The organism is Nocardioides sp. Soil805, from assembly GCF_001429625.1.
Lineage (GTDB): Bacteria > Actinomycetota > Actinomycetes > Propionibacteriales > Nocardioidaceae > Nocardioides.
This window is the reverse complement of the sequence record NZ_LMSU01000002.1, coordinates 547,194-569,307: the sequence shown is the minus strand read 5'-3', so window position 1 is coordinate 569,307 and position 22,114 is coordinate 547,194. Positions and strand designations below refer to the sequence as shown.

General features: G+C 72.3%; 23 protein-coding genes. 8 read left to right on the top strand and 15 right to left on the bottom strand.

The window, feature by feature from the left end:
- Window positions 1–226: 226 nt before the first annotated feature.
- Window positions 227–1,543 carry a M4 family metallopeptidase gene (locus ASG94_RS13240; RefSeq protein WP_056926912.1) on the bottom strand — a complete coding sequence of 439 codons (1,317 nt, stop codon included), beginning with the start codon at window positions 1,541–1,543 and terminating at the stop codon, window positions 227–229.
- 170 nt (window positions 1,544–1,713) lie between these two features.
- Here ASG94_RS13240 and typA point away from each other — a divergent pair, with 170 nt between their 5' ends.
- Window positions 1,714–3,603 (top strand): translational GTPase TypA, encoded by a 1,890-nt coding sequence (gene typA / locus ASG94_RS13235; RefSeq protein ID WP_056926911.1) that lies wholly within the window; start codon window positions 1,714–1,716, stop codon window positions 3,601–3,603.
- Window positions 3,604–3,610: 7 nt separating this feature from the next.
- Window positions 3,611–4,273, top strand: a complete 663-nt coding sequence (locus ASG94_RS13230) for a hypothetical protein (protein ID WP_056926910.1) — start codon at window positions 3,611–3,613, stop codon at window positions 4,271–4,273.
- Window positions 4,274–4,283: 10 nt separating this feature from the next.
- On the opposite strand, the gene ASG94_RS13225 is transcribed toward ASG94_RS13230, so the two are convergent.
- The 4 genes from ASG94_RS13225 to ASG94_RS13210 are packed head-to-tail and all read right to left on the bottom strand — an operon-like array spanning window position 4,284 to window position 7,343.
- A complete protein-coding gene (locus ASG94_RS13225) occupies window positions 4,284–5,051 on the bottom strand; it encodes a MerR family transcriptional regulator (protein WP_056926909.1) in 768 nt (255 codons plus the stop codon).
- Window positions 5,052–5,070: 19 nt separating this feature from the next.
- Window positions 5,071–5,832 carry an ABC transporter permease gene (locus ASG94_RS13220; RefSeq protein ID WP_056926908.1) on the bottom strand — a complete coding sequence of 254 codons (762 nt, stop codon included), beginning with the start codon at window positions 5,830–5,832 and terminating at the stop codon, window positions 5,071–5,073.
- Complete coding sequence (locus ASG94_RS13215; protein ID WP_056926907.1) at window positions 5,829–6,653, bottom strand: ABC transporter ATP-binding protein; 825 nt, start codon at window positions 6,651–6,653, stop codon at window positions 5,829–5,831. The genes ASG94_RS13220 and ASG94_RS13215 overlap by 4 nt, the downstream gene beginning before the upstream one ends.
- 51 nt (window positions 6,654–6,704) lie before the next feature.
- Window positions 6,705–7,343, bottom strand: coding sequence for a hypothetical protein (locus ASG94_RS13210; RefSeq protein ID WP_056926906.1), 639 nt, complete (start codon window positions 7,341–7,343; stop codon window positions 6,705–6,707).
- Between the two features lie 144 nt (window positions 7,344–7,487).
- On the opposite strand from ASG94_RS13210, the gene ASG94_RS13205 reads away from it, so the two are divergent.
- Window positions 7,488–8,648: an acyl-CoA dehydrogenase family protein gene (locus tag ASG94_RS13205; RefSeq protein WP_056926905.1), complete on the top strand. Its 1,161-nt coding sequence runs from the start codon at window positions 7,488–7,490 to the stop codon at window positions 8,646–8,648.
- Window positions 8,649–8,661: 13 nt separating this feature from the next.
- Here ASG94_RS13205 and ASG94_RS13200 read toward each other — a convergent pair whose 3' ends face one another.
- From ASG94_RS13200 to npdG, 3 genes are read right to left on the bottom strand one after another with little or no spacing between them, the layout of a single operon-like run.
- Window positions 8,662–9,267 carry a rhomboid family intramembrane serine protease gene (locus ASG94_RS13200; RefSeq protein WP_056926904.1) on the bottom strand — a complete coding sequence of 202 codons (606 nt, stop codon included), beginning with the start codon at window positions 9,265–9,267 and terminating at the stop codon, window positions 8,662–8,664.
- 47 nt (window positions 9,268–9,314) lie between these two features.
- A complete protein-coding gene (locus ASG94_RS13195; protein ID WP_162260818.1) occupies window positions 9,315–10,691 on the bottom strand; it encodes an MFS transporter in 1,377 nt (458 codons plus the stop codon).
- 32 nt (window positions 10,692–10,723) lie between these two features.
- Window positions 10,724–11,410, bottom strand: coding sequence for an NADPH-dependent F420 reductase (gene npdG / locus ASG94_RS13190; RefSeq protein WP_056926902.1), 687 nt, complete (start codon window positions 11,408–11,410; stop codon window positions 10,724–10,726).
- An 87-nt stretch (window positions 11,411–11,497) separates the two neighbouring features.
- Between npdG and ASG94_RS13185 the strand changes: the two genes are divergently transcribed.
- Complete coding sequence (locus tag ASG94_RS13185) at window positions 11,498–12,022, top strand: type 1 glutamine amidotransferase domain-containing protein (protein WP_056926901.1); 525 nt, start codon at window positions 11,498–11,500, stop codon at window positions 12,020–12,022.
- A 12-nt stretch (window positions 12,023–12,034) separates the two neighbouring features.
- On the opposite strand, the gene ASG94_RS13180 is transcribed toward ASG94_RS13185, so the two are convergent.
- A complete protein-coding gene (locus tag ASG94_RS13180) occupies window positions 12,035–12,724 on the bottom strand; it encodes a dihydrofolate reductase family protein (protein WP_235537263.1) in 690 nt (229 codons plus the stop codon).
- A 31-nt stretch (window positions 12,725–12,755) separates the two neighbouring features.
- Between ASG94_RS13180 and ASG94_RS13175 the strand changes: the two genes are divergently transcribed.
- Complete coding sequence (locus ASG94_RS13175) at window positions 12,756–13,658, top strand: dihydropteroate synthase (protein ID WP_056926899.1); 903 nt, start codon at window positions 12,756–12,758, stop codon at window positions 13,656–13,658.
- A 1-nt stretch (window position 13,659) separates the two neighbouring features.
- Here the strand turns inward: ASG94_RS13175 and ASG94_RS13170 are convergent, their stop codons facing one another.
- The 5 genes from ASG94_RS13170 to galE form a co-directional block, all read right to left on the bottom strand.
- Window positions 13,660–14,589 (bottom strand): alpha/beta hydrolase, encoded by a 930-nt coding sequence (locus tag ASG94_RS13170; protein WP_056926898.1) that lies wholly within the window; start codon window positions 14,587–14,589, stop codon window positions 13,660–13,662.
- Window positions 14,590–14,648: 59 nt separating this feature from the next.
- Complete coding sequence (locus tag ASG94_RS13165; RefSeq protein ID WP_056926897.1) at window positions 14,649–15,179, bottom strand: hypothetical protein; 531 nt, start codon at window positions 15,177–15,179, stop codon at window positions 14,649–14,651.
- Entirely contained in the window at window positions 15,176–15,523 is a 348-nt protein-coding gene (locus ASG94_RS13160; RefSeq protein WP_056926896.1) for a hypothetical protein, read from the bottom strand. The genes ASG94_RS13165 and ASG94_RS13160 overlap by 4 nt, the downstream gene beginning before the upstream one ends.
- A gap of 142 nt (window positions 15,524–15,665) precedes the next feature.
- Complete coding sequence (locus tag ASG94_RS13155) at window positions 15,666–16,385, bottom strand: N-acetylmuramoyl-L-alanine amidase family protein (RefSeq protein WP_056926895.1); 720 nt, start codon at window positions 16,383–16,385, stop codon at window positions 15,666–15,668.
- Window positions 16,385–17,398 carry a UDP-glucose 4-epimerase GalE gene (gene galE, locus ASG94_RS13150; protein WP_056926894.1) on the bottom strand — a complete coding sequence of 338 codons (1,014 nt, stop codon included), beginning with the start codon at window positions 17,396–17,398 and terminating at the stop codon, window positions 16,385–16,387. Before galE ends, ASG94_RS13155 begins: the two co-directional genes overlap by 1 nt.
- Window positions 17,399–17,460: 62 nt before the next feature.
- On the opposite strand from galE, the gene gmd reads away from it, so the two are divergent.
- From gmd to ASG94_RS13135, 3 genes are all read left to right on the top strand, one after another.
- The gene (gene gmd / locus ASG94_RS13145; RefSeq protein ID WP_056926893.1) at window positions 17,461–18,441 is read left to right on the top strand and encodes a GDP-mannose 4,6-dehydratase; all 981 of its coding nucleotides are present in this window, start codon (window positions 17,461–17,463) and stop codon (window positions 18,439–18,441) included.
- Window positions 18,438–19,385: a GDP-mannose 4,6-dehydratase gene (locus ASG94_RS13140; protein WP_056926892.1), complete on the top strand. Its 948-nt coding sequence runs from the start codon at window positions 18,438–18,440 to the stop codon at window positions 19,383–19,385. The genes gmd and ASG94_RS13140 overlap by 4 nt, the downstream gene beginning before the upstream one ends.
- Before the next feature lie 216 nt (window positions 19,386–19,601).
- On the top strand, window positions 19,602–21,134 hold the full coding sequence (locus ASG94_RS13135) for a sugar transferase (RefSeq protein WP_082624170.1): 1,533 nt from the start codon (window positions 19,602–19,604) through the stop codon (window positions 21,132–21,134).
- Here ASG94_RS13135 and rfbA read toward each other — a convergent pair.
- Window positions 21,128–22,006, bottom strand: coding sequence for a glucose-1-phosphate thymidylyltransferase RfbA (gene rfbA / locus ASG94_RS13130; protein ID WP_056926890.1), 879 nt, complete (start codon window positions 22,004–22,006; stop codon window positions 21,128–21,130). The genes ASG94_RS13135 and rfbA overlap by 7 nt on opposite strands.
- Window positions 22,007–22,114 lie beyond the last annotated feature (108 nt).

The window sequence follows — 22,114 nt, the reverse complement described above, 5'->3', positions numbered from 1 at the left end:
GTGTGGATTCGGTGTCAGCCTGTGGCACCGAAACCACATCGTTCTCGGTGCGCGTCCGAGATGGCGGCCTGACAGATCCAGGGGGTGGACCAGAGGGGCCGCCATCTTGTGCCTCGGCCGGGAGCCCGCGCGTCGTGCCGTCGGCGGCCTGGAAACGCCCGGTCAGCGCCGCCCAGCGGCACGAAAGTGCCCGGTCGGCACCATTCAGCGGCACGAAAGTGCCCGGTCAGCGCTCCTCGAGGACGAGCCGGGCCAGCTCTGCCAGGTCGGACGGCAGCGGTTCGCAGACCTCGGCCGTGGTCCCCTCGATCTCGAAGCGGTAGACGTACATGTCGGGCATCTGCGTGCGCCGCGCCACGCGGGCCAGGTCGACCCGGCCCGCGAGGTCGGCCACGGCCGCGGCCCGCGGGTCGTCGCCCTCGAGGTCGACCTCGCCCTCGGTGAGCCGTCCGGCGAAGCCGCCGCTGCGACGCACACGGACCACCCGGCCGGTCGCACCGCCCTGCGGCGCCGGCGTGCCGGACGGGACGGCCCCCGGCTCCACGCCGACCTGCTGCCACGCGCTCCGCACGGCGTCGGCGTGCTCGCCGGCGACCGCCACGGTCACCGCGGCGAAGGCCGCGAAGTCGGCCCGCGGGGAGACGTCCCCGGAGGTCAGCGCGGCGTACCAGACCCGGCCGGCACCCTCGAGGCTGGAGCCACCGATGGCCGTCGCGGCGAGGTGGAAGGCGCGGTTGGGGATGCCGGAGTTGATGTGCACCCCGCCGTTGTCGTCGCTCGTCACCACGAAGTCGTCCATGTGCGCCGGCTGCGGGTCCTGGCCGAGCCGGGGGTCGTCGTACGCCGTGCCGGGCGCGGCCATGTCGCGCAGCCCTCGCGCCTGCACGGCGGGCAGGAAGAGCTCCTCGCCGATCAGCCAGCTGCCGGACGCGGCGTCCTGGCCGAGCAGGCGCTGCTTGAGGCAGATGGCGAAGACGTCGGAGACCGACTCGTTGAGCGCGCCGGACTGGCCTCGGTAGACGAGGCCAGCGGTGAGCTCGGTGACCGCGTGGGTGAACTCGTGGCCCATCACGTCGACCGGCTTGGTGAACCGCTCGAAGATCTCCCCGTCGCCGTCGCCGAAGACCAGCTGGGTGCCGTCCCAGAAGGCGTTGTCGTAGTCGCGGCCGTAGTGGACGGTGAGGCTCACCATCGCGCCCGCGTCGTCGTACGACGAGCGCCCCAGGCCCTCGGCGTACATCTCCAGGGTCGCGCTGATCCCCGCGGCCGCCTCGTCGACTGCCGGGTCACCGGACTCGGGGGTGCCCGGCGTGCGCACCGGCTCACCGGGGAGCACCTCGGCGTTGCCGGCGGTGTGCACGGTCCACGCCGGCTGGTCGGGCGCCGCCTGCGTCCGTGGACGAGCGACCCGCGCCGCCATCGCCTGCTCGCGCCGGGTCCGGAGGGTGGTGTCCGAGGCGAGGGTGGCGTCGGCCCCCAGCCGTTCGAGCAGCCAGGGCGGGACGAAGGTGCAGGTCGCGTGGGTCTCCCGAGAAGTCGTCATGGGTCAGGACTACCCCACCGGACCGACAGCCGAAAGGGTCCGGGCTCACACCGTCGTCGAATCGCACGGCGCGGCGTGGCGCCCTAGACTCGACGACGGCCCGGCTCCGGGTCACGGGCGCTGCAGACACCGCGCTCCGCCAACCACAGCGAAAGCGACGCCGTACCTCCATGCCCCAGAAGCGCTCCGACCTCCGCAACGTGGCGATCGTCGCCCACGTCGACCACGGCAAGACCACGCTCGTCGACGCCATGCTCCGCCAGGGCGGCGCCTTCACCGAGCACCAGGCCGAGGGCGTGGCCGATCGGGTCATGGACTCCGGCGACCTCGAGCGCGAGAAGGGCATCACCATCCTCGCGAAGAACACCGCGATCCACTACGCGGGTCCGGCCGGTGGCGGCGAGCCGATGGTCATCAACATCATCGACACCCCCGGCCACGCCGACTTCGGTGGCGAGGTCGAGCGCGGCCTGTCCATGGTCGACGGCATCGTGCTCCTCGTCGACGCCTCCGAGGGCCCGCTCCCCCAGACCCGCTTCGTGCTCCGCAAGGCGCTCAACGCCGACATGCCGGTGATCCTGGTCGTCAACAAGACCGACCGTGGCGACGCCCGCATCGCCGAGGTCGTCGACGAGACCTACGAGCTCTTCATGGACCTGCTCGACGACTCGCACAGCCAGGACGCGCTCGACTTCCCGGTCGTCTACGCCTCCGGCAAGGCCGGCATCGCCAGCCTCGAGCAGCCCGCCAACGGCGAGATCCCCGACGGCACCGACCTCGAGCCGCTCTTCAAGACGATCCTCGAGACCATCCCCGCCCCCGAGTACGACGAGGGCGCGCCGCTGCAGGCGCACGTCACCAACCTCGACGCCTCGCCGTTCCTCGGCCGCCTCGCGCTGCTCCGCATCCGCCAGGGCAACCTGAGGAAGGGCCAGACCGTGGCCTGGATGCGCCGCGACGGGTCGTCCAAGAACGTCAAGATCACCGAGCTGCTCGTCACCGAGGGCCTCGAGCGCAAGCCCGGCGAGTCCGCGGGCCCCGGCGACATCGTCGCGGTCGCCGGCATCCCGGAGATCACCATCGGCGAGACGCTGGCCGACGCGGAGAACCCGATCGCCCTGCCGCTGATCCACGTCGACGAGCCCGCCATCTCGATGACGATCGGCACCAACACCTCGCCGCTCGTCGGTCGGACCAAGGGCGGCAAGGTGACTGCACGCCTGGTCAAGGACCGCCTCGACTCGGAGCTCGTCGGCAACGTGTCGCTGCGCATCCTGCCGACCGAGCGCCCCGACGCGTGGGAGGTCCAGGGCCGCGGCGAGCTGGCGCTGGCCATCCTGGTCGAGCAGATGCGTCGCGAGGGCTACGAGCTGACCGTCGGCAAGCCGCAGGTGGTCACCAAGGAGGTCGACGGCAAGGTGCACGAGCCGGTCGAGCGCCTGACCATCGACGCCCCCGAGGAGTACCTCGGCACGATCACCGAGCTGCTCGCCACCCGCAAGGGCCGCATGGAGCAGATGACCAACCACGGCACCGGCTGGGTCCGCATGGAGTTCCTCGTGCCGGCGCGCGGCCTCATCGGCTTCCGCACCGAGTTCCTCACCGACACCCGCGGCACCGGCATCGCCCACCACATCTCCGAGGGCTACGAGCCCTGGGCCGGCGAGATCCGCTCCCGCAACAACGGCTCGCTGGTGGCCGACCGCAAGGGTGCCGCCACGGCGTACGCCATGACGTCGCTGCAGGAGCGCGGCGTGATGTTCGTCGACCCCACCACCGAGGTCTACGAGGGCATGATCGTCGGCGAGAACTCCCGCGCCGACGACATGGACGTCAACATCACCAAGGAGAAGCAGCAGACCAACATCCGGTCCGCCACCTCCGACAACTTCGAGAAGCTGATCCCGCCGAAGAAGCTCTCCCTCGAGCAGTGCCTGGAGTTCTGCCGCGAGGACGAGTGCGTCGAGGTCACCCCGGAGTCGGTGCGCATCCGCAAGGTCATCCTCGACCAGAACGAGCGCGCCAAGATCGCCTCGCGCGCCCGCAAGGCCTCGAAGTAGCCACCCGATGAGCGACTCCAGCCCCGCCCCGGGCTCCGGCGACCTCGCCGGACGCCTGGCCGCGTGGCTGGAGGAGCTCGGCCTCGCCGGACAGCTGGCCGAGGCCGGGCTGCCGACGTACGAGCGCGACGGCGACGGCGCGGTGCGCTGGCACGATCCCGCCACCGGCGAGCCGCTCACCGCGGAGCGCCTCGAGCAGCTGGACGAGCTGCTGCGCTCGGAGGGCGACGACCCCGCCCATGCCGTGCCGATCGCCCTGGTCCGGCTGCGGCGGGAGAGCCGGGTCCGGGCCGCGCTCCTCGACGGCGGCTGGGTGGACTACGCCGAGGTCGGTCGCCTGCGCGGGGTCTCGGAGAACGCTGCCCGGTTCGCGCTGCACAAGGCCGCCGAGCGTCGCAGCGTCCTGCTCGTCCAGCACGAGGGACGCACGCTCGTCCCCGCCTTCCAGCTCGACGAGCACGGCCAGGTGCGGATGGAGCTCGTCGCGGTCCTCGAGCCGCTGCTGGCGTCGGGAGCCGACCCGTGGCGCACGTGGGCCTGGCTCACCACCCCGGCCGCGCTCCTGGGCGGCGCCGTGCCGCACGAGGCCGCGCGCGACCCCGAGGAGCTGCCCCTCGTGCAGCACGCGGCGCTGCGTCTGGCCGAGCGGGCGAGAGCCACGTCGAGCTGACGTCCGCGCCTCACCCGCGCGGCGCGCTGGTACGCCGGATGTTCGTCCAGCCGGTGTAGCCGCGCTCCTCGAGGAGCGCGAGCAGCCCCGCCGCGCACGGGACGGACGTGAGGAACACCGCGTCGAGCAGGGCCGCGAGGTCGTCCGGCAGCGCCCCCTGGTCCCAGGCCTCGTCCGGCACCTGCGCGAACTGGCCTGCCAGGCGGTCGGCGACCCCGGCCAGGCGGGGATCGTCCGCGCACCACTCGATGACCTCGGCGAGGTCGCTGTAGAGCTCCCGGACGGAGGGGTCGTCGAGCTGCTGGCCCTTCATCTCCATGTAGAACGGCATCCGGTCCGGCAGCTGGGCGCCCACCAGGATCCAGGCGTCGCGCTCCGCCTCCACCATCACCTCGGGCACGCCGACGCCGCGGAGCCGGTCCAGGTAGGCGACCGCCTCGGGCGGGAGGGCCAGGCTGTCGCCGGCCGCGAGCCGGGCGATCCGCGCCCGGTGGTGCTGCCGTTCGCGGATCTCCGCACGCAGTCGGCGGTCGATGTCCTCGACCGCCGTCGCGAACTCCTGCTCGTCGGCCGCCAGGAGCTCCCGCACCCGGGACAGCGGCACGCCGGCCTCGGCCAGGGTGCGGATCCGGATGAGCTCCACGACAGCGGCGGCGTCGTAGCGTCGGTAGCCGGAATGGTCCCGTCCGGGCTCGGGCAGCAATCCCTTGGCGTGGTAGTGCCGGACCGCGCGCACCGTGACGTCGGCGTACGACGCGAGCTGGCTGATGGTCAGCATGGCCACAGTCTGCGCGCGATCACGTGGTCCGGCGACGGTAGGTCGCCATCGCGAGGGTGTGGGCGACCACGAGCAGGCCGACGCACCAGGCGAGCGCGACCCACCCCGTGGCACCGACCGGTTGGGCGGCGAACAGGTTGCGGATGGTGTCCACGATCGACGTGACCGGCTGGTGCTCGGCGAACCACTCCACGGGTGCCGGCATGCCCTCCGTCGGCACGAAGGCCGAGCTGATGAACGGCAGGAAGATCAGCGGGTAGGAGAACCCGCTCACCCCGTCGACCGAGCGCGCCGTCAGTCCCGGGATGACGGCCAGCCAGGTCAGTGCGAGGGTGAACAGCACGACGAGGCCGAGGACCGCGAGCCAGGCGAGCACCCCGGCACCGGAGCGGAAGCCCATCGCCACGGCGACCAGCACGACGAGGGCGACCGACACCAGGTTGGCCACCAGCGAGGTCAGCACGTGGCCCCACAGCACCGCCGACCGGGCGATCGGCATCGACTGGAAGCGCTCGAAGAGTCCGCCCGAGACGTCGGTGAACAACCGGAAGGCGGTGTAGGAGACCCCGGAGGCGACGGTGATGAGCAGGATCCCCGGCAACAGGTAGTCGACGTAGTCGCCACCGCCGACCTCGATGGCGCCACCGAAGACGTAGACGAACAGGAGCAGCATCGCGATCGGCGTGACCGCGGTGGTGATGATGGTGTCGGGGCTGCGCAGGACGTGGCGCAGGCAGCGCTGTGACAGCACGACGGTGTCGCGGAGGAGCTCGGTGGTCATCGTGCGCCCCCTGCCCGGTCGGGCCGGTCGGTCTGGCTGGGCCGGTCGGGCCGGTCGGGCCGGTCGGGCCGGTCGCCGACGATCGCGAGGAAGATCTCCTCGAGCGTCGGGCGCTTCTCGACGTACTCGACCGTGGCCGGCGGGAGCAGTCGCTCGAGCTCGTCGAGGGTCCCGTCGGCGATGATCCGGCCGCCGTGCAGGATCGCGATCCGGTCGGCGAGCTGTTCGGCCTCGTCCAGGTACTGGGTGGTGAGCAGCACCGTGGTGCCCCCGTCGGCGAGCTCGCGGACCGTCCTCCAGACCTCGATGCGCGACTGCGGGTCGAGCCCCGTCGTCGGCTCGTCGAGGAACAGCACGGGCGGGTCGCCGATCAGGCTCATCGCGATGTCCAGGCGTCGGCGCATCCCGCCGGAGTACGTCGCGACGCGCCGCCCCGCCGCCTCGGTCAGCGCGAACCGCGCCAGCAGGTCCTCGGCGATCCCGCGTGGGTCGGGAAGGTGCCGCAGCGTGGCGACGAGCACGAGGTTCTCGCGCCCGGTGAGGACCTCGTCCACGGCGGCGAACTGTCCGGTGAGGCTGATCGACTCGCGCACCTCCTGGGGACGGGAGGCGACGTCGTGACCGTGGACGGCTGCGGTCCCACCGTCGGCCCGCAGCAGGGTCGCCAGGATCCTCACGACGGTGGTCTTGCCGGCGCCGTTGGAGCCCAGGAGGGCGACGACGGCACCGACGGGGACGGTCAGGTCGACGCCCGCGAGCACGACATGATCGCCGTAGGACTTGGTCAGTCCGGTGATCTCGATGGCTGGAGTGGTGGTCATGGGACCAGCGTCGCGCCCTGACCCTGCGTCAAGGTCAAGCGAGGGTCGGGCTCAGGCCACCGCGCGAGCGGCTCGGGCGAGCTGGAAGCGTTCGTTGGTGAACACGGCGACGCCGATGAACGCCACCCCCACCACCACGGCCCCGACCTCGGTCAGCTGCGGCACGGCGCCGGTGAACGGGGCCGCTCCGGCGTGCAGGAGGAAGAGCACGGGGACCCACCTCGGCACCGACCGGGCCCGCAGGAGGCCGATCGCGAGGAGGACCTCACCGAGGACGAAGCTGCCCACGAGGACGACCGTGAAGCCGACCAGCGCGGCGTCGTCGGTGAGCAGCGCGAGCTCCCTGTCCCCGATGGTGCCGTTGACGACGAGGATGCGGAAGAAGGCCAGCAGCGCGGCGTACGCCGTCATCGCCATCACCGCGACGCCGAGCACGGCCGTGCCCGCGTAGCCGAAGTACCGTCCGCGCCGCGGCATCCCGAAGAGGAAGGTCGGCAACCCCAGCGCCAGTCCCAGCGAGCAGATGAGGAGGGCGACCGACGCCATGATCCAGCGACCCTCCTCGAGGCGGGCGCTGTCCAGGACGGCGGTGCCGTCGGCGCCCGTGGGGAGGCCGAGGGTGCCGAGCACGAGGGCGATCGCGCCGCTCGCCAGCGCCGCTGCCGAGTACGGCAGCCATCGGTCCCCCATGGTGCGCAACGTACGGGTGACCAGTGGTGCGCCGGGGCGGGTGATGGGCAAATGGCTCGGACGGACTACGGCCCCCTAGGGTGATCGGCAGTGACCACCGTCACCCGTCTCCGTGACCGCCCACACCCCCGGGAGGACCCCCGCATGACCGCCAGCCGCGTGCTGCCCACCGAGGAGGCGCGAGACCTCCTCGCCCTCACCCGCGAGATCGCGACCCGCGAGCTGGCGCCGCGCTCCGCCGAGGCGGAGGCGACCGAGACCTTCCCGCGCGACGTCTTCGCGATGCTGGGCCGGGCGGGGCTGCTGGGCCTGCCGTATCCCGAGGAGGACGGCGGCGGCGGGCAGCCGTACGAGGTCTACCTGCAGGTCCTCGAGGAGATCGCTGCGGTGTGGTCCTCGGTGGGCGTCGGCGTCTCGGTGCACGCACTGTCGTGCTTCGGGCTGTACGCCTTCGGTACCGAGGAGCAGAAGGCCGAGTGGCTGCCCGACATGCTCGGCGGCGACCTGCTGGGGGCCTACTGCCTCTCCGAGGCGCACGCGGGCTCCGACCCGGCAGCGATGCGTACGACGGCCCGCCGCGACGGCGACGACTACGTGATCAACGGCGCCAAGGCGTGGACCACGCACGGCGGCCACGCCGACTTCTACAAGGTGATGGCGCGGACGTCCGACGACCGCAACGGCATCTCCTGCTTCCTCGTCCCCGCCTCCAGCGAGGGCCTCAGCGCCGACCCGCCGGAGCGGAAGATGGGGCTCACCGGCTCCGCCACCGCGACCATGCGCTTCGACGACGTCCGGGTGCCGGCCACGCGCCGCCTCGGTGCGGAGGGCGACGGGCTGCGCATCGCCCTGGCCGGCCTGGACTCGGGTCGCCTCGGCATCGCGGCCGTGGCGGTCGGACTGGCCCAGGGCGCGCTGGACGCCGCGGTCGCCTACGCCCGTGAGCGCGAGACGTTCGGCAAGCCGATCATCGAGCACCAGGGCCTGGCCTTCGTGCTGGCCGACATGGAGGCCGCGGTCCAGTCCGCGCGCGCCACGACCCTGCACGCCGCGCGCCTGCGCGACGCCGGCCAGCCGTTCTCCCGGGAGGCCTCGATCGCCAAGATGGTCGCCACCGACAACGCCATGAAGGTCACCACCGACGCCGTCCAGGTGCTCGGCGGCTACGGCTACACCCGCGACTTCCCGGTCGAGCGCTACATGCGCGAGGCCAAGGTGATGCAGATCTTCGAGGGCACCAACCAGATCCAGCGGATGGTCATCTCGCGGTCGCTGGCCAAGGACGACAACGGCACGATCCGCTGAGCCGTACGCCGCCTCACGCGGCGTACGGGTCGGGCTCGCCCCGCCTGCTGCCGGACAGCCACCAGGCGGCCAGCACCCCGCCGAGGGCGCCGAAGAGGTGACCCTGCCAGGAGACTCCCGGCTGGCCGGGGAGCACGCCCCACAGCGCCCCGCCGTACACGAGCAGGACGACGACCCCGACCAGGATCTGGCCGGGACGCCGGGTGACGAGGCCGCGCACGACCAGGTAGGTCAACCACCCGAAGACCAGGCCCGACGCGCCGATGTGGATCGTGCCGACGCCCCCGAAGAGCCACGTGCCGACGCCGGCGACCAGCCACACCAGGGTGGTGACGGCGATCCAGCGGGCGACGCCAGAGAGCAGGATGAGGAAGCCGAGGACCAGCAGCGGGACGCTGTTGGCGACGAGGTGACCGAAGCCTCCGTGCAGCAGGGGTGCGAACGCGATGCCGCTCAGCCCGTCGGGGTCGCCCGGCCGGATCCCCTCCGCGTCGAGCCGGTTGCCCAGCAGGGTGTCGATGACCTCCGCGACCCACAGGACGGCCACGAACCCGGCGCTCCACACCCCGGCCTGCCCCCAGGAGGCGGCCGTGCGGGTCGTGGTCGCGGGTGTCGTCACGCCGTCGAGACTACGAGGGCGCTGGGAGACGACCGGCCCTCCTGCGATCACCGGGTGCTAGGTGATTCCGCGAGAGGCACCCGCCGCAGGTCGGGCAGCAGCGCCAGCAGCCCGAGGACCGGGAGGACGGCGAGGGCGGCGAGACTGCCGGGGATCCCGATCACCTCGCCGAGGCCGGCGACGACGGCCGAGCCGACGCTCCCGCCGACGAGGAAGAGCAGGGTGGCGATGCCGAGGGCCACACCGCGTACGTCGGCGTGCACGGCGTCGCCGACCAGCGCGGTGAGCGCGGGCTGGCCGAGCCCGAAGGACACGGTCGCCAGGGCTACCGCGATCGCCACCGGGACGGGCGCGACGAGCTGGGTGCCGAGGGCCGCCAGCAGCATGGTCAGGGCCGCAACGACGCCGGCGATGGCCAGGCTCCACGAGCCGCCGATGCGGTCGAGGAGCGGACCGGTCACGCGCGGGACGAGCATCGCCACGACGGCGCTCGGGACGAGGAGGAGCCCGACCTGCCACGGCTCCCACCCGGCGTGCACGAGCACGGCGGGCACCCCGATCAGCAGCGCGAACCACGACGCGGGCACCGACGCCGCGGCCAGCGCCGAGCGCACCACGCGCCCGTTGCGGATGACGGAGAGCGGCAGGAAGCCGTGCGGGCGGCGGCGTACCCGCAGCGCGACCAGCGGCGCACCCAGCAGCACCATCAGCGCGCCGACGACGGCGATCGTCAGTCCGCTGGTCGGGGACTGCACCAGCAGGACCAGGCCGCCGGAGGTCACCGCGACGAGCACGGCGCCGATGATGTCGAGGCGCGCGCCGCTGCCGCCACCGGCCAGTGCGTGCCACAGGAACGGGATCACCACGACCCCGAGGATCGGCAGCGCCATCACCGCCCGCCAGCCCAGGGAGTGCTCGACCAGGCCGCCGAGCAGCGGCCCGAGGCAGCTGATCGCCGCGGCCGTGCCGGCCAGGCGGCCGAGGGCGAGCCCGCGCACCGCGCCGTCGTACCGGGCACTCAGCGCGGTCACGCCCAGCGTCGGGACCGCCGCCGCGCCGGCACCCTGGAAGAGGCGGGCGACGAGCAGCACGCCGAAGGTCGGCGCGAGGGCAGCGGCGATCGCGCCGACCGTCATCAGCGTGATGCCGAAGACGAGCGGGAGGCGGACGCCGACGAGGTCGCTGACGCGCCCGTAGACCGCGGTCGTGACGGCCAGCATCAGCACGTAGAGGCTGATGCTCCAGGCCGCGGACCCGACGCTCACGTCGAGGTCGGACGCCATGAGCGGCAATGCGATCGCCGCCGACGACGAGCCCATGCCGGCGAGGCCGAAGAGCAGGCCGAGCAGCAGGGACACCCGACGGGAGTCGTCGGGAGCCTGGACCGGGGTCATCGCCGTCTGCACCACGTCGGGTCGCAACACCACGCGACGCGGCGACATTCCGCTGCCGGACCTCAGACGTCGGTGACGCGCAGCCCCGCGTGGCACTTGTAGCGCCGGTTGATGGCGATCAGGTTGGCCGTCAGGGCCTCGACCTGGTGCGCGTTGCGCAACCGACCGCCGTACAGCCCGCGCATGCCGGGGACGGCGTCGGCGAGCTCCTGGACCAGGGTGGTGGCCTCGCGGTCGTCGCCGAGGACGAGGACGTCGGTCTCGACCCGCGGGACGTCCGGGTCGCCGAGCAGCACCGCGGAGACGTTGTGGAAGGCGCCGACGACGCGGGAGCCCCTGAGGATCCCGGCGGCCTGCTGCGTGGCCGACCCCTCCTCGACCTGCAACGCGAAGGGCCCCTGCTTGTCGAAGCCGAGCGGGTTGACGCAGTCCACGACGACCTTGCCCGCCAGGACCTCACGCAGCGACTCGAGCAGCTCCCGGTGCCCCTCCCACGGTACGACGACCAGCACGACGTCGCCCGCGGCCGCGGCGTCCGCGTTGCTCGCCCCGGACACCGGAACGCCGAGGGCCTCGGACAGCTCGGCCGCTGCGGCCTCGGCCTTGTCGGCCGCCCTGCTGCCGAGCACCACGGTCAGCCCCGCGGCGGCGAAACGACGGGCCAGCCCGCGCCCCTGGGGGCCGGTGCCGCCGAGGACGGCGATGGTCTGGTCGCTGATGCGGAGGGGCGTCGCGTCGGTGTCGGTCACGTCGCGAGGCTAGCGCCCGGCGCCACCCGCCGGCCCCTCACCCGTAGGTGGGTTGTCCGGTCCTCTCCCGCGAGCAACGGTGGGGGCATGACCAAGCGAATCGCATTCCTGACCGCGTCCGAGGGCATCGAGGCAGTGGAGCTCACCGAGCCGTGGGACGCCGTGACCGGCGCCGGGCACACTGCCGAGCTGCTGTCCCCGGAGTCCGGCGAGGTCCAGCTCTTCAACCACCTCGACAAGGCCGAGACCCGGCCCGTCGACACGAAGGTCGCCGACGCCGAGGTCGCCGACTACGACGCGCTCGTCCTCCCGGGCGGCGTCGCCAACCCCGACGCCCTGCGGATGGACGAGGGCGCCGTGGCGTTCATCAAGGAGTTCGCCGCCTCGGGCAAGCCCGTCGCCGCGATCTGCCACGCCCCGTGGACCCTGGTCGAGGCCGGCGTGCTCTCCGGCAAGCGGGTCACGTCGTGGCCCAGCCTCCAGACCGACATCCGCAACGCCGGCGGCGAGTGGGTCGACGAGGAGGTCGTCGAGGACGGCAACCTGATCACCTCGCGCAACCCCGACGACATCCCCGCGTTCACCAAGGCGATCCTCGCCGCCCTCGGCTGAGCGCCGAGGACCTCAGCTGCGGCCGCTGGCGACCAGCCAGCGGCCCAGCAGCGTCCCGTCCTCCTCGAGCAGGGAGTGCGGGCGCAGCTCCACGTCGAGGTCGGCGCCGGCGGTGATCCGCGTGAGGTCGCCACCCAGAAGGCGCGGCACGATCGTCAGGCACAGCTCGTCGACCACCCCGGCGCCGAGCGCCGCGGCGAACAGCCCCGGCCCGCCCTCGCACAGCTGGTCGACCCACCCGCGTCCGGCCAGCCGGGACTTCAGCTCGACGAGGTCCACCTCGTCGTCGCCCAGCACGAGCACCTGCTCATCACCCAGCAGGGAGCGCGACGCCGACAGTCCGTCGGCGGACGCGGTGGTCGCCATCAGGATCCGACCGTCGGGGGCCTCGCGCAGGTTCTCCGGCACCTCGCCGGAACGGCTCACGACGACGAGCGGGATCTTCGGGACGGCGTACTCCTCGTCGCGCAGCGTGCCCGCCCCCACCACCAGGCAGTCGGCGTTGCGCCGCAGGGCGTCGAAGACCCGCTTGTCGGCGGCGTTGTTGATGCTCTTGCTGAGGCCGTCGCCGCCCTGGGCGGCGCCGTCGACGGTGCTGACGAAGTTGACCCGCAGCCACGGCTCGGCCAGCGGCGCGTAGGCCTGCGTCAGCTCGTCGTCAGAGAGGTCGGAGAGGTGGGGCAGCACGAGAGGAGAGGTCACGCGTTCCATCCTGCCGCCTACAGTCTCAGGGGTGATCACCCTTGCGGACCTGGCGGTCCTCTCCGAGCAGTACGGCGACGCGTGGTCCTCGCCCGTCGAGCCCGTCGTCCTCGCCGGTCCCCACGGTGCGGTGGTCATCGGCGACGGGCCGGTGACCCTCATGGGGTGCGTCAACCTGTCCCGCGACTCGACCTACCGCGAGAGCGTCGCGACCGGCCCCGACGACGCGGTCCGGATGGGCCGCATCCAGGCCGCCCAGGGTGCCGCGATCATCGACCTCGGCGCCGAGTCCAGTAACGCGACGGCCGCGCGGGTCACTCCCGCCGACCAGGTCAAGGCGCTGGTGCCCGTGGTCGAGCGGCTCGCCGCGGAGGCCGTCGTCTCGGTCGAGACCTACGAGCCCAGCGTCGTCGCCGCCTGCCTCGACGCCGGCGCCCGCATCCTCAACATGACCGGCCGCGAGCACGAGGACGACATGCTCACCCTCGCCGCGCAGTACGACGCCGCGGTGGTGATGTGCTTCGGCGAGACCGCCAACGTGCGCGTGGCCTCCGACGTGCCCCCGGACGCCGACCCGATGCCCGTGCTGCTCGACCACTTCGGACCGCGCATCGAGCGGGCCCGTGAGCTCGGCGCCGACAAGGTGGTCATCGACCCAGGGATGGGCTTCCACTACGGCAACCTGGTCGACCCGCTGACCCGGTCGCGACACCAGACTCGGGTGCTCTCGCAGACCTTCCGGCTGCGGCCGCTGGGCGTGCCGGTGTGCAACGTGCTGCCGCACACCTACGACATCTTCGGCGACGAGTTCCGCAAGGCCGAGGGCTTCTACGCCGTCTTCGCCGCGCTCGGCGGCGCCCACCTGCTGCGGGTGCACGAGGTCCCCCACCTGCGCGTCGTGCTCGACGCGCTGCGCGCCCTCGACGTGCGCTGACTCAGCGGCGCAGCAGCGCCCCGAAGCGGGCGTTCATGTCGGCGACCGCGTCGGCGGCGGCCGCGCTGAAGGGGCCCATGTCGACGAAGCCGTGGATCATCCCGTCGTAGCGCACCTGCTCGACCTCGACGCCGGCCGCGCGCATCGCCGCGGCGTACGCCTCCCCCTCGTCGCGGAGCGGGTCGAACTCGGCAGTGACCACGAGCGCCGGCGCCACGTGGGCCGTCTCGCCGTGCAGCGGCGCGATCCGGTGCAGCTCGGCGTTGAGGTCTGTCTCGGCCGGGACGTAGTGGCTGCTGAACCACTGCATCATCCCGGTGGTGAGGAAGAGCCCCTCGCCGTTCTCCGCCCTGGACGGGTAGTCCCCGACCCCGTCGGTGGCCGGGTAGATGAGGAACTGGCCCGCCAGCACGTCGCCGAGGTGCTGGGCGACCACGGCGGCCAGGTTGGCCCCGGCGCTGTCGCCGCCGACCGCGAGCCGATCGTCGCCACCCAGCCGGTCGAGGTGCGCCGCGGCCCACTCGGTGGCCGTCTGCGCGTCCTCGAGCCCGGCCGGGAACGGGTCCTCGGGCGCCAGCCGGTAGTCCACGCTCAGCACGGCCACGTCGGCGTCACGACAGATGCGCCGGCAGGCCTGGTCGTGGGTGTCGAGGTCGCCGATGACGAACCCACCGCCGTGGAGGTAGACCAGCGTCGGCCACGGGCCCTCGCCCTCGGGCCGGTAGAGCCGGGCGTCCCGCTCCCCCGCCCCGCCGGGGACGGCCAGATCCTCGACCGAGCCGACGGGCACGACGTCCTCGGGCTTGACCAGGTCGACCGACATCGCCCGCAAGCCCTGCCGGGCCAGGGCCGGCGTGCCCTGCTCCATGGGCGGGTAGCCCGCCGCCGCGATGAAGTCGAGCATGTCCTTGAGCTGCGGGTCGAGGGGCATGGCGTCAACCTAGCCCGCACGGCTGGGGCAGTTCGGCCCCCTCCTGACGTCGAGCGCGCTCAGGCGCTCAGGCCGTGGGAGCCAACTGCCTGCACCGTGCGCCACCGCACGATGTCCAGGAGGGCCGCCCGGACGTCGTCGGGGCGGAACATGACCTCGTCCCACGTGAAGCGCGCCACGACGAGGCCGCGCCGGGCACAGGCCGTGTAGCGGGCGACGTCGCGCCGCAGTCCGTCAAGTGTTCCGTGGAACTCGAACGACTCCGCCTCGACGACGATGCCGAGTCGGCGGTCGAGGAGGTCCACCCACCCCACACCGGGCACGTGGCCTTGGGGCTCCACGACCAGTCCCGGGACGGTGAGCGCGATGGCGAACAGGCACGACTCGAACGGATTGGCCCGCTTGCTCGAGGCGAACTCGGCCACCCGCAACACCTTGGTCCGCCCGGTCCGCGGGCTCCGCTCGGCTGCGGACACCAGGTCGGACCGCGTCACCTCCCCCTCACGCAACGCCGAGTCGGCCACACAGAGCGCGACGTCGAAGTCGTAGGCCCGGGCGCAGTCGATGACCGTCCGCACCCGGCGGGTCACGTGGCGGTGGACGTCACGGTCGGCAAGGTCGGCCCAGCGCGCCTCGACGTCCGCGCCCGGGGTGCGCGCGCTCCTCGGCACGATGAGGCACAGCCGCTCGGGCGCGCGTGCTTGACCTTCCAGTCGTAGCGCTGGGCAGCGCTGAGGTGGGACAGGACGCCGCCGAGCGCCACGGCCCGACGCACCTGCTCGTCGGTGTCGACCAGCGCGTAGCGGTTGCGGCGCACCTTGATGATCCGATCGTCGCGCAGCGCGCGCAGCAGCTCCGACCGCGTCGTCGGCCCGAGGAGCTCCCCGTAGGTCGCGACGCCGCCGAGCCTCTGGAGCGCGGTCACCGGATCCATCGCCGATCACCTTGGCACCGGAAGACGGGTCCCTGCTCCGCCCATCCACAGGCACGGTGTGGGCAGTTCGCCGGCCCTGGGTCCCGAGCCCCGCTCGGCGCCGGCTCGGGTCGCCCGAACTGCCCGTGTCGTGCAGCCCGAGTCAGCGGAGGAAGCGCCGCACCCCGGTCAGCAGCGCCGAGGCGTACGTCGCGCGCCCGCGCGCCGTCGTCATCCGGCGGGCGTCGCCGGGGTCGCGCATGTTGCCGAGCTCGACCATCACGGTCGGGACGTCGGAGAGGTTGAGCGTGGCCAGGTCGGAGCGGACGTCGAGCCCGTCCCCGCCGGCGATGTAGGTGGCCACCGGCACCCCGGAACGCACCAGGCCAGTCCGCACGGAGCGGGCCAGCGCCATCGAGGGGGCGGCGATGTCGTCGGTCCAGCCGGCCCGTGAGGTCGGCGCGATGACGTGGAAGCCGTGCGCACCGGCGGCGTACGACCCGTCGCCGTGGATGCTGATCTTGAGGTCGGCGTGGATGCGGTTGCCGGCGCGGCCGCGCACGTCGACGCAGGGGCCCCAGCGGTCGGTCCGGTTGCTGGTGCGGGTCATCACGACGTCCGCACCGAGATCGACGAGCCGCGCGCGCAGCTGCCGCGACACCTGCCAGGCGAACGTCGCCTCCGGGTAGCCGCCGTTCGTCGCCGTGCCGGTGGTGTTGCACGGCTTGGTGAAGCCGCCCGCGGGCACCGGACGGTTGATCTCGGCCGGGTAGCTGGCGTTGCCGAGCTGGTGGCCGGGGTCGACGACCACTGTCGTGCCGGCCAGCGGCAGCAGCGCGGAGGCGGCCGACAGGGCGGCCGACAGGCCGAGGGTGGCGAGCATCAGCCCGTGTAGCCGTCGGGGTTCTGCGACTGCCAGCGCCACGAGTCGACGCACATCTCCTCGACGGACCTGGTGGTGCGCCACCCGAGCTCGCGATTGGCCTTGGACGGGTCGGCGTACGACGACGCGACGTCACCGGGGCGGCGCGCGACGACCTCGTAGGGCAGCTCGCGCCCGACGGCCTTCTCGAAGGCGTGCAGCAGCTCGAGCACGCTCGTGCCGTGACCCGAGCCGAGGTTCCAGACGTTGACCGGCTCGGTGGTCGTGCTGAGCGCCTGGAGGGCCGCGACGTGGCCCGCCGCGAGGTCCTCGACGTGGATGTAGTCGCGCACGCCGGTGCCGTCGGGCGTGTCGTAGTCGTCGCCGAAGATGCTCAGCTTGTCGCGGCGCCCGACCGCCACCTGGGCGAGGTAGGGCATCAGGTTGTTGGGCGTGTCGGACGGGTCCTCGCCGATGGTGCCGGAGACGTGCGCACCGACCGGGTTGAAGTAGCGCAGCAGCGCGAACCGCAGGTGCGGGGCGGCGTGGGCGACGTCGGTGAGGATCTGCTCCTGCATGACCTTGGTCCAGCCGTACGGGTTCGTCGCGAAGGTGCGTCGGTCCTCGGTCGCCCCGGCCTGGTCGGTGCCGTAGACGGTCGCGCTGGAGGAGAAGACCAGCTTGTCGACGTCGTACTTCTGCATCGCCCGCACGAGCGAGAACGTCGAGCCGAGGTTGTTCTCGTAGTAGTCGAGCGGCATCGCAACGCTCTCGCCGACGGCCTTGAAGCCGGCGAAGTGGATGACGGCGTCGAAGTCCTCGGCCGCGAAGAGGTGCTCGGTCTTGTCGTAGTCGCACAGGTTGAACGAGTGCATCGCCAGCGCGGTGCCGGTCAGGGCCTCGAGCCGCCCCAGCACCGTGGGCCGGGAGTTGCTGAAGTTGTCGACGATCACCACGTCGTGGCCGGCCTGGACGAGCTGGATGACGGTGTGCGAGCCGATGTAGCCGGTGCCACCGCTGACGAGGATCTTCATGGGGCGCACCTTACCGACGCCGGTGGGCGGGCAGCCCGCTCCCGGCTGGCACAATCGCGCCCATGCCTACCGCACTCATCACCGGGATCACGGGCCAGGACGGGCTCTACCTGTCGGAGCTCCTGCTGTCGAAGGGGTACGACGTCCACGGTGTCATCCGCGGGCAGAACAACCCCCGCCGACAGCTGGTCGAGCGGCTCGTCCCCGACGTCACGCTCCACAACGGCGACCTCACCGACCTGTCCAGCCTGATGCGCGCGCTGCGCGACTCGCAGCCCGACGAGGTCTACAACCTGGGCGCGGTCAGCTTCGTGGCCTACTCGTGGGAGAACGCGTTCGTCACCAGCGACGTGACCGGCATCGGCGTGCTCAACGTGCTCGAGGCCGTGCGCCTGCACGCCGGGGACGACCCCTCGTCGGTGCGCTTCTACCAGGCGTCGAGCTCGGAGATGTTCGGCAAGGTCCAGCAGGTGCCGCAGTCCGAGGAGACGCTGCTGTGGCCCCGCTCGCCGTACGGCGTGAGCAAGGTCTACGGCCACTACATGACCATCAACTACCGCGAGTCCTACGGCATGCACGCCAGCTCCGGGATCCTGTTCAACCACGAGTCGCCGCGCCGCGGCGAGGAGTTCGTGACCCGCAAGGTCAGCAAGGCCGTCGCGGCCATCAAGCTGGGCCTCCAGGACGAGATCGTGATGGGCAACCTCGACGCCCGTCGCGACTGGGGCTTCGCCGGCGACTACGTCAACGCGATGTGGCTGATGCTCCAGCAGCCGGAGGCCGACGACTACGTCATCTCCACGGGCGAGACCCACTCCATCGAGGAGCTGCTCACCGTCGCGTTCACCCACGTCGGCATCGACGACTGGCGCCCCTACGTCCGCCAGGACCCCCGCTTCATGCGACCGGCCGAGGTCGACCTGCTCATCGGTGACGCCACCAAGGCCCACACCAGGCTCGGCTGGCGCCCCGAGGTCGGCTTCGAGGAGCTCGTCACGATGATGGTGGACGCCGACCTGGCGGCGCTGAAGGCCGGCTGGTGACCCGAGCCCTCGTTACGGGCATCGGCGGCCAGGACGGCAGCTACCTGGCCGAGCGCCTGGTCGCGGACGGCGTCGAGGTGCACGCCCTGGTGCTCGGCGCCGACTCCCGTCCCGCCCACTGCCCCGACGAGGTCACCCTGCACGTCGGCGACGTGGCCGACGTCGGGGCGACCCGACGGCTCGTGCTCGACCTGGCCCCCGACGAGGTCTACAACCTGGCCGCCATCAGCTCGGTGGCCCAGTCGTGGCAGGAGCCCGACCTGGTCAGCCGGGTCAACGGCTCGGCCCCGGTGGCACTGCTGGAGAGCGCGCGCCGGCTGCAGGAGCGGGGGCACGACGTCCGCGTCGTCCAGGCCTCCAGCGCCGAGATCTTCGGCGAGCCCGACCGCACGCCGCAGGACGAGGACACCCGGATCCGGCCCCTCAACCCGTACGGCGCGGCGAAGGCCTACGCGCACCTCGCGGTCGGCGTCTCCCGACAGCGTGGCCTGCACGCGTCGAGCATGGTGCTCTACAACCACGAGTCACCCCGCCGGCCGGCGCAGTTCGTGACCCGCAAGATCACCTCCACCGTGGCCGCCATCGCGCGGGGCGAGGCCGACCGGCTGGTGCTCGGCAACCTCGACGCGCGCCGCGACTGGGGCTGGGCCCCCGACTACGTCGACGCCATGGTCCGCGCCGCGCGGGCCGACACGCCGCGCGACTACGTCGTGGCGACCGGCGAGAGCCACACGGTGGGCGACTTCGTCGCCGCCGCCTTCGCCGCAGCGGGCGTCGCCGACTGGCGTCCCCTGGTGCACACCGACCCGGCGTTCGTCCGGCCGGCGGACGCCACCGAGCTGGTCGGTGACCCGTCGCTCGCCCACGCGCTGCTCGGCTGGCGGCCTTCCGTGGGCTTCACCGAGGTCGTCGCCCGGATGGTCGCGGCGGACCTCGACGCCTGATTCACCAACGGTCCGTCGTGAAACACACCGCCGAGCGGGTGGCGCCGACTAGCACCTACCGGGCGGTACGGGCTACAAACGGTCACGAAACGGGAGAGATTGCGCACACCGGCCGCCACACACGCCCCAAACAGTGAGACATGCTCGGATCACTGAGAGGGTAAAGGCTCGTTGGACGACATCTGTCCGACTTCGGGGCCTGTGGGGGGCGATGCAATGTCTACGACGAGTGACCGGCTGAGCGCGCGTGTCGCCTCACCGGCGACCCCGGAGACGGGTCCCCCGTTGCGGCCGAGCGCCGGCGAGGTCGCGGCCCCCTCCGTCGCCCGGGTCGCCGCTCGGCGCGCCCGCGCACGCATCCCCGTGGCCGCCTTCGCGGTGGACCTGCTGATGATGCTGTGCGCCGTCACCGTCGGTGGCCTGCTGCGCGAGGTGCTGCCGATCTTCCCGCAGAACGTGATGTCCACGCCCGTCCCCCCGATGGTCGTCGTCGCGCTCATCGGGCTGTGGCTGGTCGTGGTCCTCGTCCTGGGGGGCTACCGGGCCCGCGTCTTCGGTGCGGGCACCGACGAGTTCAAGATGGTCATCAACTCGACCCTCGTCACCGCCGGGCTGGTCGGCATCGGCTGCTACCTCGCCCAGTACGAGTTCTCCCGCGGTCTGTTCCTCTTCTCCTTCGTCAGCGGCGTCCCCCTGCTCGTGCTGGGTCGCGCCGTCCTGCGCCTCTTCATCAAGGGCGCCCGGCGCCGGGGACGACTCCTGCAGCGGGTGGTGCTGGCAGGCCTGCCCTCGCACGTGGACGAGATCGCGGCCGTCCTGCGCCGTGAGTCGTGGCTGGGCTACCAGGTGGTCGGGGCCGTCACCCCGGCGACCGACTTCCGCGAGACGACGGCGTCCGGCGTCAAGGTGTGGGGCAACACCGACGACGTGACCTGGGTCGTCGACACCCTCGACGCGGACACCCTCTTCGTCGCGGCGGGCGCCTTCAACACCACCGCGGACATGCGCCAGGCCGTCTGGGACCTCGAGGAGAAGGACGTCCAGGTGGTCGTCGCACCCAAGGTCTCCGACGTCTCGAGCGAGCGGGTGAGCATCCGGCCGGTCGGCGGGCTGCCGCTGGTGCACCTGGAGCCGCCCCGCGTGCGACAGGCGAGCCGGTGGGGCAAGCGCATCTTCGACGTCGTGGGCTCGAGCCTCCTCATCCTCGCCTTCTCCCCCGTGCTGCTCTTCGCCGCCGTGCGCGTCTGGGCCCACGACCGCGGTCCGGTCCTGTTCCGCCAGCGACGGGTGGGCAAGGACGGCATCGAGTTCGCGTGCTTCAAGTTCCGCACGATGGTCATCGACGCGGAGTCCCTGGTCGCGGAGCTCCGGGAGGCGCAGGGTGCCGGGGCGCTGCTGTTCAAGATGAAGGACGACCCGCGCATCACGCCCCCGGGACGCTGGCTGCGCCGCTACTCCGTCGACGAGCTCCCGCAGCTCTTCAACGTCGTCCTGGGCACGATGAGCCTGGTCGGCCCGCGCCCCCAGGTGCAGGCGGAGGTCGACATGTACGACACCGCCATGCACCGCCGCCTGCGGGTGCGGCCCGGCATGACCGGCCTGTGGCAGGTGTCCGGGCGCTCGGACCTCTCGCTCGAGGACGCGATCCGGCTCGACCTCTACTACGTCGACAACTGGTCGATGACCCAGGACCTGTCGATCATGGCGCGCACTTTCGGCGCCGTCTTCGGCAGCAGCGGGGCCTACTGACCCTCGCCCTGCTCCTCCAGCAGGCCGAGCAGGTACGCGCCGTACCCGCTCTTGACCAGTGGCTCGGCGCGCTGGCGCAGCTCGTCGTCGGACAGGAAGCCCATCCGCCAGGCGACCTCCTCCGGGGCGCCGATCTTGAAGCCCTGACGGCCCTCGATCGTGCGCACGAAGTTGCTCGCGTCGTTGAGCGAGTCGAACGTCCCGGTGTCGAGCCAGGCGGTCCCACGGGGCAGCACCTCGACCTGGAGCGTGCCCTGCTCGAGGTAGATCCGGTTGAGGTCGGTGATCTCGAGCTCGCCCCGCGGGGACGGCTTGAGGTCCCGGGCGTGGCCGACCACGTCGTTGTCGTAGAAGTACAGCCCGGGGACCGCGAAGTGGCTCTTGGGGTGCTCGGGCTTCTCCTCCAGCGAGAGGGCCCGGCCCGCGTCGTCGAACTCCACGACGCCGTACGCCGTGGGGTCGGCCACGTGGTAGCCGAAGACGGCCGCGCCCTCGAGGTCGTCGAAGCGGCGCAGCCGGGTGCCGAGGCCGGTGCCGTAGAAGATGTTGTCGCCCAGCACGAGCGCCGCACCGTCGTCACCGATGTGGTCGGCGCCGATGATGAAGGCCTGCGCGAGGCCGTCGGGGCTGGGCTGGACGGCGAAGGTGATGTTGATGCCGAACTGCGACCCGTCTCCGAGGAGGCGGTGGAAGGGCTCGGCCTCGTGGGGCGTCGTGATGATGAGGACGTCGGTGATGCCGGCCAGCATCAGCGTCGTGAGCGGGTAGTAGATCATCGGCTTGTCGTAGACCGGTACCAGCTGCTTGCTGATGCCCAGGGTGATCGGGTGGAGTCGGGACCCGGTGCCTCCGGCCAGGATGATTCCGCGCATGCGCGCCACCCTAGAGGGCCGAGCGCCGACGACGTCAGGCGCGACCCGCCGCGGGGTGTCGACCCGCGGGCCCCCGCACCGGTCGCCGCGTTTTCGGAGGTCACGGAC